14 protein-coding genes are annotated in these 15,762 nt (G+C 58.4%); 9 read left to right on the plus strand and 5 right to left on the minus strand.

What is annotated here, in order from left to right; all coding sequences use genetic code 11:
* Positions 1 to 103: 103 nt before the first annotated feature.
* The 5 genes from AC13CY_RS10390 to AC13CY_RS10410 form a co-directional block, all read right to left on the minus strand.
* The gene (locus tag AC13CY_RS10390) at positions 104 to 1,105 is read right to left on the minus strand and encodes a branched-chain amino acid ABC transporter permease (protein WP_044628347.1); all 1,002 of its coding nucleotides are present in this window, start codon (positions 1,103 to 1,105) and stop codon (positions 104 to 106) included.
* A 2-nt stretch (positions 1,106 to 1,107) separates the two neighbouring features.
* Positions 1,108 to 1,995, minus strand: a complete 888-nt coding sequence (locus tag AC13CY_RS10395) for a branched-chain amino acid ABC transporter permease (RefSeq protein ID WP_253027558.1) — start codon at positions 1,993 to 1,995, stop codon at positions 1,108 to 1,110.
* Between the two features lie 149 nt (positions 1,996 to 2,144).
* Complete coding sequence (locus AC13CY_RS10400) at positions 2,145 to 3,368, minus strand: ABC transporter substrate-binding protein (RefSeq protein ID WP_287837578.1); 1,224 nt, start codon at positions 3,366 to 3,368, stop codon at positions 2,145 to 2,147.
* Between the two features lie 147 nt (positions 3,369 to 3,515).
* The gene (locus AC13CY_RS10405; RefSeq protein WP_044628350.1) at positions 3,516 to 4,265 is read right to left on the minus strand and encodes an ABC transporter ATP-binding protein; all 750 of its coding nucleotides are present in this window, start codon (positions 4,263 to 4,265) and stop codon (positions 3,516 to 3,518) included.
* Positions 4,262 to 5,047 carry an ABC transporter ATP-binding protein gene (locus tag AC13CY_RS10410; RefSeq protein WP_273422136.1) on the minus strand — a complete coding sequence of 262 codons (786 nt, stop codon included), beginning with the start codon at positions 5,045 to 5,047 and terminating at the stop codon, positions 4,262 to 4,264. Before AC13CY_RS10410 ends, AC13CY_RS10405 begins: the two co-directional genes overlap by 4 nt.
* 311 nt (positions 5,048 to 5,358) lie before the next feature.
* Here AC13CY_RS10410 and AC13CY_RS10415 point away from each other — a divergent pair, with 311 nt between their 5' ends.
* The 9 genes from AC13CY_RS10415 to AC13CY_RS10455 all read left to right on the plus strand — a co-directional run bounded on the left by AC13CY_RS10415 (position 5,359) and on the right by AC13CY_RS10455 (position 15,756).
* Complete coding sequence (locus tag AC13CY_RS10415; protein WP_273422138.1) at positions 5,359 to 5,763, plus strand: MerR family transcriptional regulator; 405 nt, start codon at positions 5,359 to 5,361, stop codon at positions 5,761 to 5,763.
* 49 nt (positions 5,764 to 5,812) lie between these two features.
* Entirely contained in the window at positions 5,813 to 6,982 is a 1,170-nt protein-coding gene (locus AC13CY_RS10420; protein WP_054640826.1) for an isovaleryl-CoA dehydrogenase, read from the plus strand.
* A gap of 22 nt (positions 6,983 to 7,004) precedes the next feature.
* Positions 7,005 to 8,612, plus strand: a complete 1,608-nt coding sequence (locus AC13CY_RS10425; protein ID WP_253557103.1) for a carboxyl transferase domain-containing protein — start codon at positions 7,005 to 7,007, stop codon at positions 8,610 to 8,612.
* Between the two features lie 12 nt (positions 8,613 to 8,624).
* The gene (locus AC13CY_RS10430; RefSeq protein WP_062375097.1) at positions 8,625 to 9,449 is read left to right on the plus strand and encodes an enoyl-CoA hydratase/isomerase family protein; all 825 of its coding nucleotides are present in this window, start codon (positions 8,625 to 8,627) and stop codon (positions 9,447 to 9,449) included.
* On the plus strand, positions 9,446 to 11,497 hold the full coding sequence (locus AC13CY_RS10435) for an acetyl/propionyl/methylcrotonyl-CoA carboxylase subunit alpha (protein ID WP_475554233.1): 2,052 nt from the start codon (positions 9,446 to 9,448) through the stop codon (positions 11,495 to 11,497). The genes AC13CY_RS10430 and AC13CY_RS10435 overlap by 4 nt, the downstream gene beginning before the upstream one ends.
* Positions 11,498 to 11,507: 10 nt before the next feature.
* A complete protein-coding gene (locus AC13CY_RS10440; RefSeq protein ID WP_213261931.1) occupies positions 11,508 to 12,425 on the plus strand; it encodes a hydroxymethylglutaryl-CoA lyase in 918 nt (305 codons plus the stop codon).
* Between the two features lie 75 nt (positions 12,426 to 12,500).
* Positions 12,501 to 14,201 (plus strand): AMP-binding protein, encoded by a 1,701-nt coding sequence (locus tag AC13CY_RS10445; RefSeq protein ID WP_062361123.1) that lies wholly within the window; start codon positions 12,501 to 12,503, stop codon positions 14,199 to 14,201.
* 110 nt (positions 14,202 to 14,311) lie between these two features.
* Positions 14,312 to 15,142, plus strand: coding sequence for a class I SAM-dependent methyltransferase (locus AC13CY_RS10450; protein ID WP_058578063.1), 831 nt, complete (start codon positions 14,312 to 14,314; stop codon positions 15,140 to 15,142).
* Between the two features lie 44 nt (positions 15,143 to 15,186).
* The gene (locus tag AC13CY_RS10455) at positions 15,187 to 15,756 is read left to right on the plus strand and encodes a hypothetical protein (protein WP_058578062.1); all 570 of its coding nucleotides are present in this window, start codon (positions 15,187 to 15,189) and stop codon (positions 15,754 to 15,756) included.
* Positions 15,757 to 15,762: the final 6 nt, after the last annotated feature.

Raw genomic sequence — 15,762 nt, forward strand, 5'->3', positions numbered from 1 at the left:
CGACCTTTGGCGTAGAAATGGGCTTACGGCCTTATTTCACAAGCAGAAAAAAGGGTGCCCGAAGGCACCCAATCCACGGACAGACGCGGTTAACGGGAATCCATCACTTAAAGTTTTTACGGTACATTTTGGCCAGCTCGCCGATGATGCCGCTACGGAAGCTCAGCACGCACACCACAAAGATGATGCCCAGAATCACGCTTACCCAGTTCCCCAACGGCGACTGCGCCAGCAGATGCTGCAGGCTAACCACTAGCCCCGCCCCCATCAGCGGGCCAAGCAGCGTGCCTACACCGCCCAGCAGCGTCATCAAAATCACCTCACCCGACATATGCCAGTGGGCATCGGTGAGCGAGGCCAGCTGGAACACCACGGTTTTAGTGGAACCTGCCAAACCTGCTAGCGCCGCCGAGAGAACGAAAGCCAACAGCTTGTAGGCATCGACGTTGTAGCCCAGCGACACGGCCCGGGGCTCGTTCTCGCGAATGGCTTTCAGCACTTGCCCAAAGGGTGAATGAACCGTGCGCTGAATCACCGCGAAGCCAAACACGAACACGGCGAAGACGAAGTAATACATCGCCAAGTTGCTGCTCAAATCGATCACGCCAAACAGGTGCCCTCTCGGCACGCCGTGCAGGCCATCCTCCCCACCGGTGAACGACGACTGCACGAACACGAAGAACATCAGCTGTGCCAGCGCCAGTGTGACCATGGCGAAGTAAATGCCCTGGCGGCGAATAGAGAGCACGCCAAACAATACGCCTAGCAGCGTTGCCATTAACGTACCCGCAAGAATGCCTAGCTCTGGCGTTAAGCCTGGGTAGCTGGCCAGCAAGTAGCCGGTCACATAGCCGCCGGTGGCTAGGAAGGCCGCATGGCCAAATGAGAGCAGCCCGGCGTAGCCCAACAGTAGGTTGAAAGCGCAGGCAAACAGCGCAAAACAGAGAATCTTCATCAAGAAGACGGGGTACGCCACAAAGGGAGCAACTAACCCCATCGCCAGCAGCACAAGGTAGAACATATTGCGGCGTAGCTTGGCGCGCCGTTGACGCTCCTGCACCACGGAGGGCAACTGGGTTGCCGAGGTGGTATGCGTTGTTGTCATGGTTATGCCTCCTTACCGAACAGCCCAGCGGGGCGTAACATGAGTACCAGGATCATCACTAGAAAGATCACGGTATTAGAGGCTTCCGGGTAGTACACCTTGGTTAAACCTTCAATAATGCCCATGCCTAAGCCGGTTAAAATGGCGCCTAAAATGGAACCCATACCGCCAATCACCACCACCGCAAACACCACAATCAATAGGCTTGAACCCATGGTGGGCGATACCGGGTAAAGCGGTGCCGCCAGCACGCCTGCAAAGGCGGCAAGCCCGACCCCAAACCCGTAGGTTAAGGTAATCAGCAGCGGTACGTTCACACCGAACGCCTGCATCAGTTGGGAGTTTTCTGTACCGGCGCGCAGGTAGGCACCCAAGCGGGTACGCTCAATCATGAACCAGGTGAATAGACACATGGCCAGCGCCGCCACTAACACCCAAGCACGGTAGGTAGGTAAGAACATAAAGCCCAGATTAAGGCCGCCCTGCAGAATTTCAGGGGTAGCGTAGCGCGCCCCAGAAACGCCGAATAAGTTAATTAATGTGCCTTCGAAAATCAGCGCCAACCCGAAGGTCAGCAGCAGCCCGTAGAGGTGGTCGAGGTGGGCAATGCGACGCAGCAGAAAGCGCTCCATCAGCATGCCGCAACCACCCACCACCAGCGGGACTAAAATCAGTGCTAGCCAATAGTTAATGCCCAGGTAGCGAAAGCCTAGCAGCGCGGCGAAGGCTCCCAGCATGTACTGCGCCCCGTGGGCAAAGTTGACGATCTTCAGTAGGCCGAAGATGACCGCCAGGCCCAAACTAAGCAGTGCGTAAAAGGCACCGTTCACAAGCCCAAGCGTTAGCTGGCCCATGAACACGGCCATTGGCACGCCGAATATCATCGTCATGGTATGACTCTCCTCGCCGCTAAGCGGGCAGCCCTATGGGGCTGCCCCAGCGCGTTGCTTATTGTTAGAAACGCCTTTCATCACGCCTTTACGGCTTGCTTGGCCCAGGCCAAGGCAGCAGATGCCTGAGCCTGGAGCGCGTCAGCAGATCAGTTCTGTACCAGTGAGCACTGGCTTTCAGACAGCGGACGGTAGGCTTCTGCGGCGGGAATGGTGCTAAGGATCTCGTAGAGGTCCCACTCACCGGTAGACTCTTCCGGCGTTTTTACCTGGGCTAGGTACATATCGTGAATCATACGGCCATCTTCACGAATGCTGCCGTTACGGGCGAAGAAGTCGTTGATCGGCTCTTCGGCCATTTTCGCGCGCACGGTTTCGGGGTCATCGGTGCCAGCGGCTTCCACGGCTTTCAGGTAGTGCATAGTGCTGGAGTAGATACCGGCTTGCACCATGGTGGGCATACGGCCGGTTTCTTCAAAGTAGCGCTCAGACCAAGCGCGGGACTCTTCATCCATGTCCCAGTACCAGCCGGTGGTCAGCAGCAGCCCTTGGGTGGCTTCTAGCCCCAGCGCGTGTACGTCGTTGAGGAAGATCAGCAGGCCTGCTAATTGCTGGCCGCTTTGGGTCAGACCAAACTGGCTGGCAGTGGTAATGGCGTTGACCGTGTCGGCACCGGCATTGGCGAGGCCAACGATTTTCGCGCCAGAACCCTGCGCCTGAAGAATGTAGGAGGAGAAGTCGCTGGTGGGGAACGGGTGACGCACGCCGCCGACAATTTCACCGCCATTGGCTTCTACCACGCTAGTCACGTCGGCTTCCAGTGCATGGCCGAAGGCGTAATCCGCAGTGAGCAGAAACCAGCTATCGCCGCCCAGCTCAACGACGGCCTTCGCGGTGCCGTTGGCCAGCGGATAGGTGTCATACACCCAGTGAATATGGTTCGGAGTGCAGTGTTCGTTGGTAATGCTAGACGCCGCCGAGCCGGAGACGATGCCCAGGCCGTTGTTCTCTTGCAACACTTTGGTCACGGCGATAGACACAGACGACGCCACTAAGCCGCCAACCATATCGACGTTACGCTGGTCGATCCACTCGCGCACGGTGTTGGCACCCACGTCAGCACTGTTGCGGTCATCGGCGCTGAAAATCACAATGGGCGAGCCGTTCACGCTGCCGCCAAAATCGGCCACCGCCATTTCCATCGCAGTTTGGCCACCTGGGCCAGCCAAATCACGGTAGGTGCCGGACATATCGGCTAAGTAGCCAATACGCACTTCACCATCGCTGATCTCGGCGTGGGCGGTCGAGATCGCCATGCTGGAGGCAGCGGCAACGGCGATGCTGGCGGCCAGCGTTTTCTTCATATAGGTCATGTTCGTCTCCTGGCCCTCAGGGCCTTTGTTTTTATGATGCGGACGTTCAGTTATAGCGTTTGTGTGTGTGGAGCGCTTGTGTATGGAACGTAAGTGTTGCGTTTGTTGTTCTTTAAGGCCGTGCTTACAGTTTAGATGGTGTGCGATTTATACCCCCAGCATGCTGTTTAAATGTTCCCGCCGGGAAGGCAACTGCTCAGCGGTGATCTCCTCAACAATTTGGCCGTGATCCATCACAAAGTGGCGATCGGCCAGCGGGGCAGCAAAGCGGAAGTTCTGCTCAACCAGCACGATGGTCATGCCGCGCTCTTTTAGCTGCACCAATACCTCGCCGAGCTTTTGCACGATGACCGGCGCCAAGCCTTCGGTGATTTCATCCAGCAGCAGCAAGCGCGCACCGGTACGCAGAATGCGCGCCATGGCCAGCATCTGCTGTTCGCCGCCGGAGAGCCGCGTGCCCTGGCTTTTGCGACGCTCGTAGAGGTTCGGGAACATGCCGTAGATTTCATCCAAGCTCATTCCGCCTGAACGCACAGTGGGTGGCAGCAGCAGGTTTTCGTGAACATCTAAGCTCGCAAAAATACCGCGCTCTTCCGGGCAGTAGCCAATGCCTAACCGGGGAATATGGTGCGGCTTCATGCGCAGGGTTTCATTGCCATTAATGACAATCGAACCGGTGCGCCGCCCCACCATATTCATAATCGCTTTTAGCGTGGTGCTGCGGCCCGCGCCGTTGCGGCCCAGCAGAGTCACCAGCTCGCCACGCTTCACGTCGAAATTCACCCCATGCAGAATGTGCGATTCGCCATAGAAGGCATGCAGGTCTTGCACTCGCAGCATCTCTAGGGTCTGGTGTTCTGGGGCTTCTTGGCTCTCGAATACTTCTGCGGTATTCATACGGCAGCCTCCTCAGCCGCTTCGCTGCCCATATAAGCTTCACGCACTAAGGGGTTGCGGGAAACCGTGTCGTAATCCCCTTCTGCCAGCACCGCGCCCCGCGCCAATACGGTAATACGGTCACACAAGCGGCTGACCACGCTCAGGTTGTGCTCCACCATCAACACCGTGCGGCCTTGGGAAACCCGTTTGATCAGCGCCACGATGCGGTCAACGTCTTCCGCGCCCATGCCCTGGGTCGGCTCGTCTAGCAGCATCATGCTGGGGTCCAGCGCCAGCGTGGTGGCCACTTCTAAGGCGCGCTTGCGGCCATAGGGCATTTCCACAGTGAGCGTATCGGCGTATTCGCGCAGACCCACTTCATCGAGCAGCGCTAGAGCGCGGTCGTTGAGGTGGTCCAGCGTTTTTTCCGATTTCCAGAAGTGGAACGACGTGCCCAGCTGGCGCTGAAGCGCTACGCGCACGTTTTCCAGTGCAGTCATGTGGGCAAACACCGCTGAAATCTGAAACGAACGCACTAAGCCAAGCTGGGCGATCTCGTTGAATTTTTTGCTGGTGATGGGTTGGCCGCGATAGAGAATCTCGCCCCGCGTAGGGGGCAAAAACTTGGTTAACAGGTTAAAGACCGTCGTTTTCCCTGCACCGTTTGGGCCAATCAGGGCATGAATATGCCCCTCCTGCACCTGGAGGTTTACGTTATCCACGGCGGTAAAGCCGCAAAACTCTTTGGTCAGCCCTCGAGTTTCGAGCACTGGCCCCTTGGTCACTTCGTCTGCACGCATGAGGTAGGACGCCTCTTGTTGTTCTTGTACGGTGGGAAGCGAAACTCGTTAGCCAGCAACGCATCCTTACCTGAACGTAAGGTGTAAGTGCAAACTAGCAACCCCACACAGGGTATTACAATTACAACTTTGGTCTACGCACCACTCTGATGCACCAAATTAAAGCTTAAAAGCCTTTATTTATCAGTTATTTTTTAAAATTCAACGGTAACTCACTCATTGCAATCTCAGCTTTACGTTAACGTAAACTTGTTTTAGCCTCATGGTCAGTGTTCCATAGGGACATCCCCCTGTCGACGAGAATAACGATCATGAGCAAAACCTACTCGATCAGCGAACTGGCCAGCGAGTTTGATGTGACCACGCGTAGCATCCGCTTTTATGAAGATCAGGAGCTACTGCATCCCACCCGCCGGGGCCAGACACGTATTTACAGCAGTAAAGATCGCGTACGGCTAAAGCTGACACTGCGCGGCAAACGCCTGGGGTTTTCGCTGACGGAAATCCGCGAGCTGTTTGAGCTGTGGGATGAGACCCGCAGCGGCAGCGAAAAGCAGCTACACCTGATGCTGAGCAAAATCAGCGAGCGTAAAGCCGCGCTGGAACAGCAGATGAAAGACATCACGATGGTGCAGTTGGAGCTTGAAAGCGCTGAGATTCGCTGCCGCCAAGCCCTCGAAGAGCTTAACGAGAAACATCCGGCCACCGCGAAATAAACAACCTCAACGAATAACGACCCGATTAACAACGACAAGGTGATTGACCATGTTTTCCCACTATTCAGAACTAAATTTCGGTCTTGACGATGAACTGAACATGCTGCGTGAGCAGGTCAACGCCTTTGCCGCCAGTGAGATTGCCCCACGCGCCGCCGAGATCGACCACAACAATGAGTTTCCCAACGACCTGTGGAAGAAATTCGGCGATATGGGCCTGCTGGGCATTACCGTACCGGAAGAAGATGGCGGCAGCGGTATGGGCTACTTGGCCCACTGTATCGCCATGGAGGAGATCTCCCGGGCCAGTGCTTCCGTCGGGCTCTCCTACGGCGCGCACTCCAACCTGTGCGTTAACCAGCTCAAGATCAACGCCTCCGCCGAGCAAAAAGCCAAATACCTGCCCAAGCTAATGAGCGGCGACCACGTGGGCGCGCTGGCGATGTCAGAGCCCGGCGCTGGCTCCGATGTGGTCTCCATGCAGCTGCGCGCCAAAGAGGATGGCGACCACTACATTCTCAACGGCAACAAAATGTGGATCACCAACGGTCCCGATGCCGATGTGCTGGTGGTGTACGCCAAAACCGACCCGGATGCCGGCTCCAAAGGCATCACCGCCTTTATTATCGAAAAAGGCATGCCGGGCTTTTCCACCGCCCAGAAGCTCGACAAGCTGGGCATGCGTGGCTCCAACACCTGCGAGCTGGTCTTCCAGGATTGCCGCGTACCCGCCGAGAACGTGCTGGGCGAAGTAGGCAAAGGCGTTCGCGTATTGATGAGCGGCCTGGATTACGAGCGCACCGTTCTGGCCGCTGGCCCCATTGGCATCATGCAAGCCGCCATGGACATCGTCATTCCTTACATCCATGAGCGTAAGCAGTTCAATCAATCCATCGGTGAGTTCCAACTGGTGCAGGGCAAGGTGGCGGATATGTACACCACCCTAAACGCCTGCCGCGCTTATTTATACGCCGTCGCGGCCGCCTGCGACCGTGGCCAAACTTCTCGTAAAGATGCCGCTGGTGTCATCCTCTACTGCGCTGAAAAAGCCACCCAGGTCGCGCTGGATGCCATCCAGCTACTGGGCGGCAACGGTTATATCAACGAGTACCCCACCGGCCGCCTGCTGCGCGACGCGAAGCTTTACGAAATTGGCGCGGGCACCAGCGAGATTCGCCGGATGCTGATTGGCCGCGAACTTTTCACCGAAAGCCTTTAACAAAAATTAGCAGGGGCGCGCCATGAGCACACTCTCCACACAGATCAACCCGCGCAGCGATGTGTTTCAGGCCAACGAGGCCGCCATGCAGAAGGAAGTCAGCAAGCTGCGCGAACTCACCGCCGCCGCTGCCCAAGGCGGCGGTGAGAAAGCCCGCGCCCGCCATGAGAGCCGTGGCAAGCTATTCGTGCGCGACCGCATCGACCACCTGATCGACGAAGGCTCGCCGTTTCTGGAGTTTTCCGCGCTGGCGGCGCATCACGTTTACGACAGTGAGGTACCTGCCGCAGGCGTGATCACCGGGATTGGTCGGGTATCTGGCGTTGAGTGCGTGATTGTGGCCAACGATGCCACGGTAAAAGGCGGCACCTATTTCCCACTTACGGTGAAAAAGCACCTGCGTGCCCAGGAAATTGCCCGCAAGCACCGCCTGCCGTGCATCTACTTGGTGGATTCTGGCGGTGCCTTCCTGCCCCGCCAGGACGAAGTCTTCCCCGACCGCGACCACTTCGGGCGTATTTTCTACAACCAGGCCACGATGTCCGCTGAAGGCATTCCACAGATCGCCGTGGTGATGGGCTCCTGTACCGCAGGGGGTGCATATGTGCCTGCCATGGCGGATGAGTCCATCATTGTTAAAGAGCAAGGCACGATCTTCCTGGGTGGCCCACCGCTGGTAAAAGCCGCCACGGGGGAGAGCATCAGCGCCGAGGACTTGGGCGGTGCGGACGTTCACGCCAAAGTGAGCGGTGTAGCCGACCACTACGCTGAAAATGACGCCCATGCGCTGCAGCTTGCCCGCGCCTGCGTATCGCGTCTGAACTGGCAAAAGCGCGGCCAGCTGGCCATGCAGCCGCCTAGGCCGCCCAAGCTCGACCCTTCAGAGCTTTACGGCATCGTCGGCACCGACCTGAAAAAGCCCTACGACGTACGCGAAGTGATCGGCCGCATCGTCGATGGCTCCGACTTTGACGAGTTCAAACGCTACTACGGCGACACGCTGGTGACCGGTTTTGCCCATATTCACGGCTACCCGGTGGGGATCGTGGCGAATAACGGCGTGCTGTTTTCAGAGAGCGCGGTAAAAGGTGCGCACTTTATTGAGCTGTGCGCCCAGCGAAAAATCCCACTGGTGTTCCTGCAGAACATCACCGGCTTTATGGTTGGCTCCAAGTACGAGCATGAAGGCATTGCCAAGCACGGCGCCAAACTCGTCACCGCCGTGGCCTGCGCCAACGTGCCGAAATACACCGTGCTGATTGGCGGCAGCTTCGGCGCGGGTAACTACGGTATGTGTGGTCGTGCTTACGACCCCAACCTGCTGTTTATGTGGCCCAACGCGCGTATTTCGGTGATGGGCGGCGAACAGGCGGCGGGCGTACTTTCCCAGGTAAAACGCGAGCAGTACGAGCGCGAAGGCCGAGAATGGAGCAAAGAGGACGAAGAAGCGTTCAAAAAGCCCACCCGCGACCAGTACGAGCATCAGGGCCACCCCTACTACGCCAGCGCCCGCCTGTGGGATGACGGCGTGATCGACCCGCTGCAAACCCGCGATGTGCTGGGGCTGTCACTGGCCGCCGCGATGAATGCCGAAGTCAAAGAGACGCGCTTCGGCGTGTTCCGGATGTAAGGGGCGAACATCATGGCTTACTCAACATTAGTCATCGAGGCGGGTATCGCTCGCCTAACCTTAAACCGCCCAGAGGTGCATAACGCCTTTGACGATAGCCTGATTGCCGAGCTAAACGCGCACCTGGAAAAGCTCCACGGCTTGGTAAGTGCAGGCGACGTACGGGTGGTGGTGCTCGGCTCTGAAGGCAAAAGCTTCTCGGCGGGCGCGGACCTGAACTGGATGAAGCGCATGGTCGATTACGACCTGGAAGATAATCTGGCTGATTCCCGTAAACTTGCGGCGCTGATGCACGGCCTGGATACCCTGCCCTGCCCGACCATCTGCCGCGTACAGGGGGCGGCGTTTGGTGGCGCGGTGGGCTTAGCCGCCTGCTGCGATATCGTCGTGGCGTCCGAAAAAGCCAAGTTTTGCCTGTCGGAAGTCAATATTGGCCTGTCGCCTGCGGTGATTAGTCCTTACGTTCAGCGCGCCCTTGGTCAGCGCCAAATGCGCCGCTACGCGCTGACCGCCGAAGTGATGGATGCGCCCACCGCGCTCAGCCTGGGTTTGGCCCATCAGGTAGTGGAGCACGATGCCTTGGATAACGCGGTGGACAGCATGATCGCCACGCTGGTTAAAGGCTCTCCCCAGGCACAGCGGGCTACCAAGGCACTATTAGCCACCGTGGCCCAAGCTCCAGATGCCGATGCTACTCGTGAGCACACCTGCCAAGTGATTGCCAAGCTGCGGGTGAGCCAAGAGGGCCAAGAGGGCCTCGCCAGCTTTTTGGACAAGCGTCGCCCCGCCTGGACATCTCCTGAAGAACACAATAACGCTGCGGAGCCACGCTCATGACGTTTACCCCGACCAAATTCGATACGCTCCTGGTGGCCAACCGCGGCGAAATCGCCTGCCGCGTGATGCGCACCGCCCTCCGCATGGGGTTAAAAACCGTGGCGGTTTATTCCGATGCCGACGCCACCTCCCGCCACGTGCGTGAAGCCGATGAAGCCGTGCGCCTCGGCCCTGCCGCCGCCCGGGAAAGCTACTTAAACGTTGACGCGGTGATTGAGGCCGCCCAACGCACCGGCACCGGCGCGATTCACCCCGGCTATGGCTTCCTGTCTGAAAACGGCACCTTTGTTAAAGCGCTAGAGCAAGCGGGCATTACTTTTGTTGGCCCGCCCGCTTCCGCCATTGCCGCCATGGGCGACAAGTCTGCCGCCAAAGCGCGTATGGCGAATGCGGGCGTGCCGCTGGTGCCCGGCTACCACGGCGACGATCAAGGCGATGCCCTGCTGCGTTCCGAGGCCGATAAGATCGGCTACCCCGTCATGCTAAAAGCCAGCGCCGGTGGCGGCGGTAAAGGCATGCGCGTGGTAGAGAGCGGTGAAGGCTTCCAGGCCGCGCTGGACGGCTGCCGCCGGGAGTCTAAAGCCGCGTTTGGCGATGACCGCATGCTGATCGAGAAGTATCTAGTACAGCCCCGCCATGTGGAAGTACAGGTATTCTGCGACCGTTACGGCAACGGCGTGTATCTGTTCGAGCGGGACTGCAGCGTGCAGCGCCGACATCAAAAAGTGATTGAAGAAGCCCCCGCCCCCGGCATGACGACTGAACTGCGCGCCGCCATGGGCGATGCCGCCGTTCGCGCCGCCCAGGAGATTGGCTACGTGGGTGCGGGCACGGTGGAGTTTCTGCTGGACTCTTCACCAGGTCAGGACGGCGCTTTCTATTTCATGGAGATGAACACCCGCCTGCAGGTCGAGCATCCCGTTACCGAGATGATTACCGGTCAAGACCTGGTGGAGTGGCAACTAAGAGTCGCTATGGGCGAGCCGCTGCCCTGCCGCCAGGACGAGCTGACCATTACCGGCCACAGTTTCGAAGCACGCATTTACGCCGAAGACCCGGAGCAGGACTTCTTGCCCGCCACTGGCCTGCTCACCCGCTTCGCGCTGGACTTGGAAGGCGCAGGGCTAGGCGCTGATCAAGTGCGATTGGATAGCGGCGTGGAGAGCGGCGATACGGTGTCGATGCACTACGACCCGATGCTCGCCAAGCTGATTGTGCATGGCGTTGACCGCGACGCTGCGCTAGCCACCCTCAACCGGGCGCTGGCGGCGCTGGATGTACAGGGCGTGGTCACCAACCGCGCCTTCTTGCAGCGCTTAGCCAATCACCCTGGCTTTAAGAACGTCGAGCTGGATACCCGCTTTATCGAGCGCAACGAAGCTACCCTGTTTGCTCCGCGTCCGTTTTCTACAGAAAACTATGCCAGCGCCGCGCTGATTGGTTTGCATCAATTAGCCCAGGAGTGCAAAAGCGACTCCCCTTGGGACCGCCACGATGGTTTCCGACTGAACGCGCCGCACACCATTCGCATTGCGCTGTGTGACCCGGCAAGCGCTCAAGCCGCGGATAATGACAGCGCAGTGGTCGTGGTAGAGGGCAAGCGTGCCACCTTGGATACCCGGTGGCAGCTCACCATTGGCAACAGCACACTGACTGCCAGCCTACAGCCGCTGGAAGGCGATGCTGTGGCCATCACGCTGAATGGCCACCGTCGCCGCCTACAGGCATATAAAGATGGTCATGTCGTGGTGATGGCCGAACCCAGCGGTGAAACCCGCCTGTTCTGGCGGCGCATCGATGCCATCGACCACGGCCACCACGAAGCGGAATCCACCCTCACCGCTCCGATGAACGGCACGGTAGTGGCGCTGCTGGTGGAGCCCGGTGCTCAGGTTGAAAAAGGCATGCCGCTGATGGTGATGGAAGCCATGAAGATGGAGCACACCATGACCGCTCCCGCCGATGGTAGCGTAGAAACCTTCCACTTCCAGGCAGGCGATACGGTAAGCCAGGGCGCTGTACTCCTCGACTTTGCCCCCAGCGAATAGGAGCACCACCATGGCACTGCCTACGTCTATCAAGCTATTTGAAATGGCCCCCCGCGACGGGCTGCAGAACGAGCCGGGCACCCTGGTGCCCACCGCCACCAAAATCGAGCTGATCGAGCGGCTGGCGAATGCGGGTATTCACCATATCGAAGCAGCCAGCTTTGTCTCGCCCAAGTGGGTGCCGCAAATGGGCGATGCCGCTGAGGTGATGCGCGGCATTCAGCGCCAGCACGGCGTGGTGTATTCCGCGCTGACGCCAAACCTAAAGGGGTTGGAAAGCGCCCTGGAGGCAGGTGTTGAGGAAGTCGCGGTATTCGGTGCGGCATCGGAAGCGTTCTCCCAGAAGAACATCAACTGCTCAATTGCCGAGTCGCTGGCGCGCTTTGAGCCGGTGCTTGCCCGCGCCAACGAGGCAGGCGTGCGGGTGCGGGGCTACGTCTCCTGCGTGCTGGGCTGCCCTTATGAGGGCGACATTGCCCCCCATAAAGTGGCTGACGTCGCCAAAGCGCTGTATGAGATGGGCTGCTATGAAGTTTCCCTGGGCGACACCATTGGCGTGGGTACGCCGCTGGCCGCTAAGCGAATGATCGAAGCCACTCGCCAACAGGTGCCGATTGAGAAACTGGCCGCTCACTTCCACGACACTTACGGCATGGCGATTGCCAACCTGTACGCCGTGCTGGAAGAAGGCGTGAGCGTGATCGATGCCGCCACGGCAGGCCTGGGTGGCTGCCCCTACGCTAAGGGCGCATCGGGCAATGTGGCCACCGAAGACGTGCTCTATTTATTGGAAGGGCTGGGTATCGATACCGGCATCGACCTGCAGGCAGTGATCGATACCGGCTACTGGATCACTCAGCAGCTTGGCCGTAAACCCAGTGCCAAAGTGGCACTCGCCAAAGGGTGTGCCAAAAGCAGCAAAGCATAACGCCACCCAAACAACCTAATAATTAAAAATGCGTCACTTCCCGTTCAGATAAGAAAAAGACATCGGAGACTCACCATGGCATCACCTGCAACCTTGCCCAGCTACACCAGCAGCACCGCAGAAAAGCCGCTGTTGGGCATGACCATTGGCGATAAATTCGACCAAATTGCCGCCCAGTATCCGGATAACGACGCGCTGATTGCGCTACACCAGAATATTCACTGGAGCTACCGCGAGCTTCAGCAGGAAGTGAACCGCTGCGCCCGCGCCCTGCTCGCGATTGGTGTACAAAAAGGCGACCGCGTGGGCATTTGGGCACCCAACTGCAGCGAATGGACGTTGACCCAGTTTGCCACCGCTAAAATTGGCGCGATCCTGGTGAACATCAATCCCTCTTACCGAACCCACGAGCTGGAGTACGCGCTGAACCAGTCCGGCGCGCGCTTTTTAGTCACCGCCAACCAATTCAAAAGCTCCGACTACACGGCGATGCTGTTCGAGCTGGCGCCAGAGCTCAACAGCTGCGCGGAAGGCAAGCTAACATCACAAAAGCTGCCGGACCTTGAGTGTGTGATTAATTTAAGCGCCGACAAGCACAGCGGCATGTGGCGCTGGGCAGATTTCATCGCCGAAGCCGACAAGGTGAGCCAAACCGACGTGGACGACCTACAGGCCACGCTGCAGTTCGATGATCCGATCAATATCCAGTACACCTCTGGCACCACCGGCTTTCCCAAAGGGGCCACGCTCTCTCACCACAACATTCTTAACAACGGCTTTTTTGTGGCCGAAAGCATGGGCTTTACCAGCGAAGACCGCTTGGTGATTCCCGTACCGCTCTACCACTGCTTTGGCATGGTAATGGGCAACCTGGGCTGCGTGACCCACGGCGCGGCGATGATCTACCCAGATGAAGGCTTCGACCCCGGTAAAGTGCTGAAAGCCGTTCATGAGCAGAAAGCCACTGCGTTGTATGGTGTTCCTACCATGTTCATCGCCGAGCTTGAGCACCCGGATTTCGCCAGCACCGATTTTTCGACGCTGCGCACCGGCATTATGGCGGGCTCCATTTGCCCGGCAGAGATCATGAAGCAGGTCATCAACAAGATGAACATGAAGGGCGTGCAAATCGCCTACGGCATGACCGAAACCAGCCCGGTCTCCACGCAAACCGGCGCGAACGACACCATTGAAAAGCGCGTTTCCACCGTGGGCCGCACCCAGCCCCACCTGGAGAGCAAGATTGTCGACCCCGGCAACGGCGGTATTCTACCCCGTGGCGAAATCGGCGAGCTGTGTACCCGTGGCTACAGCGTGATGCTGAAGTATTGGAACAACGACAAAGCCACTGCTGAGGCCATCGACGAGACAGGCTGGATGCACACCGGCGACTTGGCCACCATGGATGACGAGGGCTACATCCAGATCGTCGGTCGCATCAAAGACATGGTGATTCGCGGCGGCGAAAACGTCTACCCGAAAGAGATCGAAGAGTTCTTGTACGCTCACCCGGCGATTTCCGAAGTACAGGTCACCGGCGTGCCAGATAAAAAGTACGGCGAAGAGCTGATTGCCTGGGTGAAGCTCAACAGCACGGCGGGCGAAATTACCGGGGAAGACCTGCGCGAATACTGCAAAGGCAAAATCACCCACTTCAAGATCCCGCGCTACTTCAAGTTCGTGGATGAGTTCCCGATGACCGTGACCGGCAAAATTCAGAAATTCAAAATACGCGAAATCTCGATTAAAGAGCTGGGGCTGGAAGACCAAAAGTAAAAGGGATCGAAGCTGTTACAACGATCAACTGTCGATCAGAACAACCCGTAGCGGCGGCCTTCGCCAGGGTTGTTCTGATCCTGAGACGCTAGCCCCAACCGAGGCTCCCCATGCCCACTTCCCTCGCCCACCACTACCATCAAGCGCTGCGCGACCAGGATATCCTTAACCAACTGAGCTCCCACTACCCCGATGGCCCCACGCTGCATCAATTAGCACCGCTCGACCAGCTGCATATTGGCGGTATCGCCGCATCAAAAAGGCTCTTGGATTTGCTCGATCAGAGCGCCCCTATGGCGCTGGATATTGGCGCAGGGCTGGGGGGATTGATGCGCCAGGGGGCCGCATTGGGTTTTCATCTCACCGGACTGGATATTACCCACCGCTTTAACGTGCTGAATCAAGCCATCAGCGAACTGGCAATGACACAGCCTCCTAACGATTCATCAGCGGGCACTCTGCGCTGTGTGACGGGAGATGCCTGCGCACTGCCGTTTAGTGATGCCAGCTTCGATGCTGTGCTGTTCCAACACAGCCTGATGAATATGCCCGATCCTGCACGCGTACTGGCCGAGTGCCGCCGCGTGCTGCGCCCCGGCGGGCAGCTGGTGATGCATGAGGTGGTCAGCGGCCCTCACTGCGAGGCACTGCGTTTTCCGGTGCCCTGGGCAGAAGGGCCGACACACTCGCATTTGCTGACGTTGGCGGCATTGACACAGCGACTGCAAACGGCGGGCTTCGATATTCGACACTGCGAAGACTGGAGCCACACCGCGCTTAAATGGCGCCAGCGCCAGCGTCAAAAAGAGCAGGCCCCGCGTACCGGTGTGCTCTCCCCGCAGTGGGTGTTTGGCGAACGGTTTATGTGCATGGGTAAACATTTATTGGAAAACTTGGCGAATGGTGCAATTAACGTGGTGGAAATCAGCGCCCGTTGCTAGTCTGTTAGGGATAACGTCAACAAGAAAGGACAAGAGGAACGCCAATGAACCGCTTGGCAAGCACCCTGCTCTTGAGTCTGTTCGGCACGCTCCTACCCCTAGAAGCCACCTTGGCCGATGATGACGCTCCTGCTCTCTCCTATGCAGCCCCCAATAGCGAATGGATGCGCCTCGATAACGGTGTGGTGCTGGAAGGCAGCGACCTGAGCAGCCTGGACACCAACACCACCGGCTTTCGGCTGACCGCGGGATTCAGCCCCGAACAGCTGCCCCGGCTGGATATCGGTGCCGAGATCGCCTATCGCGAAAGTGAAGAAGTCCCCATTACTTCCCAGATGAACCCGCTGCTCATGGACACCCTGAGCCTGGGTGGCGCCTTGGTGGCAGGCGTGCGCATGGGCGCCGTCAGCATTTATGCCAAGTCCGGCTTCACCGAGTGGCGTGGTGAAGCGTACCAGCCCCAGGCCGATGATGGCGGCACGGCGCTACTGCAAGGCTTCGGCGCCACCATGACCATCAACCGGTTGATCAGCCGTTTCGAGTACGAGCGTATCGATGCAGCCACGCTCAGCCACCTCAATATGCTCAGCGCTTCGCTACACCTGCCGTTTTAATCCCAG

The sequence above is a fragment of the Vreelandella sp. L-15 genome (assembly GCF_056857635.1).

What these genes read in the sequence shown, in the direction of transcription:
- AC13CY_RS10390 (WP_044628347.1), bottom strand. Translation starts at nt 1,105, where the DNA reads ATGACAACAACGCATACCACCTCGGCAACCCAGTTGCCCTCCGTGGTG.
- AC13CY_RS10395 (WP_253027558.1), bottom strand. Translation starts at nt 1,995, where the DNA reads ATGACGATGATATTCGGCGTGCCAATGGCCGTGTTCATGGGCCAGCTA.
- AC13CY_RS10400 (WP_287837578.1), bottom strand. Translation starts at nt 3,368, where the DNA reads ATGACCTATATGAAGAAAACGCTGGCCGCCAGCATCGCCGTTGCCGCT.
- AC13CY_RS10405 (WP_044628350.1), bottom strand. Translation starts at nt 4,265, where the DNA reads ATGAATACCGCAGAAGTATTCGAGAGCCAAGAAGCCCCAGAACACCAG.
- AC13CY_RS10410 (WP_273422136.1), bottom strand. Translation starts at nt 5,047, where the DNA reads ATGCGTGCAGACGAAGTGACCAAGGGGCCAGTGCTCGAAACTCGAGGG.
- AC13CY_RS10415 (WP_273422138.1), top strand. Translation starts at nt 5,359, where the DNA reads ATGAGCAAAACCTACTCGATCAGCGAACTGGCCAGCGAGTTTGATGTG.
- AC13CY_RS10420 (WP_054640826.1), top strand. Translation starts at nt 5,813, where the DNA reads ATGTTTTCCCACTATTCAGAACTAAATTTCGGTCTTGACGATGAACTG.
- AC13CY_RS10425 (WP_253557103.1), top strand. Translation starts at nt 7,005, where the DNA reads ATGAGCACACTCTCCACACAGATCAACCCGCGCAGCGATGTGTTTCAG.
- AC13CY_RS10430 (WP_062375097.1), top strand. Translation starts at nt 8,625, where the DNA reads ATGGCTTACTCAACATTAGTCATCGAGGCGGGTATCGCTCGCCTAACC.
- AC13CY_RS10435 (WP_475554233.1), top strand. Translation starts at nt 9,446, where the DNA reads ATGACGTTTACCCCGACCAAATTCGATACGCTCCTGGTGGCCAACCGC.
- AC13CY_RS10440 (WP_213261931.1), top strand. Translation starts at nt 11,508, where the DNA reads ATGGCACTGCCTACGTCTATCAAGCTATTTGAAATGGCCCCCCGCGAC.
- AC13CY_RS10445 (WP_062361123.1), top strand. Translation starts at nt 12,501, where the DNA reads ATGGCATCACCTGCAACCTTGCCCAGCTACACCAGCAGCACCGCAGAA.
- AC13CY_RS10450 (WP_058578063.1), top strand. Translation starts at nt 14,312, where the DNA reads ATGCCCACTTCCCTCGCCCACCACTACCATCAAGCGCTGCGCGACCAG.
- AC13CY_RS10455 (WP_058578062.1), top strand. Translation starts at nt 15,187, where the DNA reads ATGAACCGCTTGGCAAGCACCCTGCTCTTGAGTCTGTTCGGCACGCTC.